The 1,426-nt window shown below is 68.4% G+C and carries 1 protein-coding gene; it reads left to right on the top strand.

Features of this window, described 5'->3' with window-relative positions; genetic code table 11:
• Positions 1 to 205: 205 nt before the first annotated feature.
• On the top strand, positions 206 to 1,408 hold the full coding sequence (locus ACIF8T_RS40475; RefSeq protein ID WP_400042490.1) for an IS110 family transposase: 1,203 nt from the start codon (positions 206 to 208) through the stop codon (positions 1,406 to 1,408).
• Positions 1,409 to 1,426: the final 18 nt, after the last annotated feature.

Genomic DNA, 1,426 nt, shown 5'->3' with positions numbered 1-1,426 from the left:
TCCCTAAGAATGTGAGGCGGTCCGGGAGGACCGGGTGTGGCTGATGGTGGTCTGCCGTTTGTGGCTCGGAAGGAATGGCCGCCCGGTCCTCCGGGACGCTCCGACTGCTGATTGAGAACTGCGGTCATCGCTGGTTAGGGACCTGTCGGCGGAGTGTTCTTCGGGCCCACGAAGGTGCTGGTCACGGTGGAACGGAGCGACGGAGTTGAGCACGGCTCACGCACGGATATGGGTCGGCATCGATGCCGGCAAGGGGCATCACTGGGCGGTCGCGGTCGACGCGGACGGCGAGTCGGTGTTCTCGACGAAGGTGATCAACGACGAGGCCCAGATCCTTACCCTCATCGAGACCGCCCGCGGGCGGGCCGGTGAGGTGCGGTGGGCGGTGGACATCTCCGGTCGGGCGTCCACGCTGCTGCTGGCCCTGCTGGTCGCTCACGGCCAGCATGTGGTCTACGTGCCGGGACGGACGGTCAACCGCATGTCCGGCGCCTACCGGGGCGAGGGCAAGACCGACGCCAAGGACGCCCGCGTCATCGCCGACCAGGCCCGCATGCGCCAGGACTTCGCCCCGCTGAACACACCGCCGGAGCTGGTCAGCACGCTCCGAGTCCTGACGAACTACCGAGCCGACCTGATCGCCGACCGGGTTCGGCTCATCAACCGGCTCCGTGACCTGCTGGTCGGTATCTGCCCCGCCCTGGAGCGGGCGTTCGACTACTCCGCGGCCAAAGGGCCGATCGTCATGCTGACCGAGTACCAGACCCCGGCCGCCCTGCGCCGGATCGGTGTCAAACGACTGACGACCTGGCTGGAACGCCGCAAGGTCCGCAGCGCCGCCGAGGTCGCGGCCAAGGCCGTCGAGGCCGCCCAGTCCCAGCAGATCGCGCTTCCCGGCGAGAAGCGGGCCGCCAAGCTGGTCTGCGACCTCGCCCACCAGCTCCTGGCCCTGGACGAACGGATCAAGGATAACGACCGGGAGATCTGCGAGACCTTCCGCACCGACGACCGCTCCGAGATCATCGAGTCCATGCCCGGCATGGGGCCGATTCTCGGGGCGGAGTTCGTCGCCATCGTCGGTGACCTGTCCAGCTACCGCGACGCTGGCCGCCTGGCCTCCCACGCCGGCCTGGCCCCAGTCGCCCGGGACTCCGGCCGCCGCACCGGCAACTACCACCGGCCCAAACGCTACAACCGGCGCCTGCGCTGGCTGTTCTACATGTCCGCGCAGTCCGCGATGATGCGACCGGGCCCCTCTCGGGATTACTACCTCAAGAAGCGTGCCGAAGGGCTGTTGCACACCCAGGCCCTGCTCGCGCTGGCCAGGCGCCGGGTCGACGTGCTGTGGGCGATGCTGCGTGACAAGAGGCTGTTCACCTCCGCCCCGCCGGTCACGCAGGCGGCTTGACACGATCATTGAGATTCC

The sequence above is a fragment of the Streptomyces sp. NPDC085946 genome (assembly GCF_044540485.1).
Taxonomy (GTDB): Bacteria; Actinomycetota; Actinomycetes; order Streptomycetales; family Streptomycetaceae; genus Streptomyces.
The sequence above is the reverse complement of the archived record's forward strand: the minus strand, read 5'-3'. Positions and strand labels throughout refer to the sequence as shown.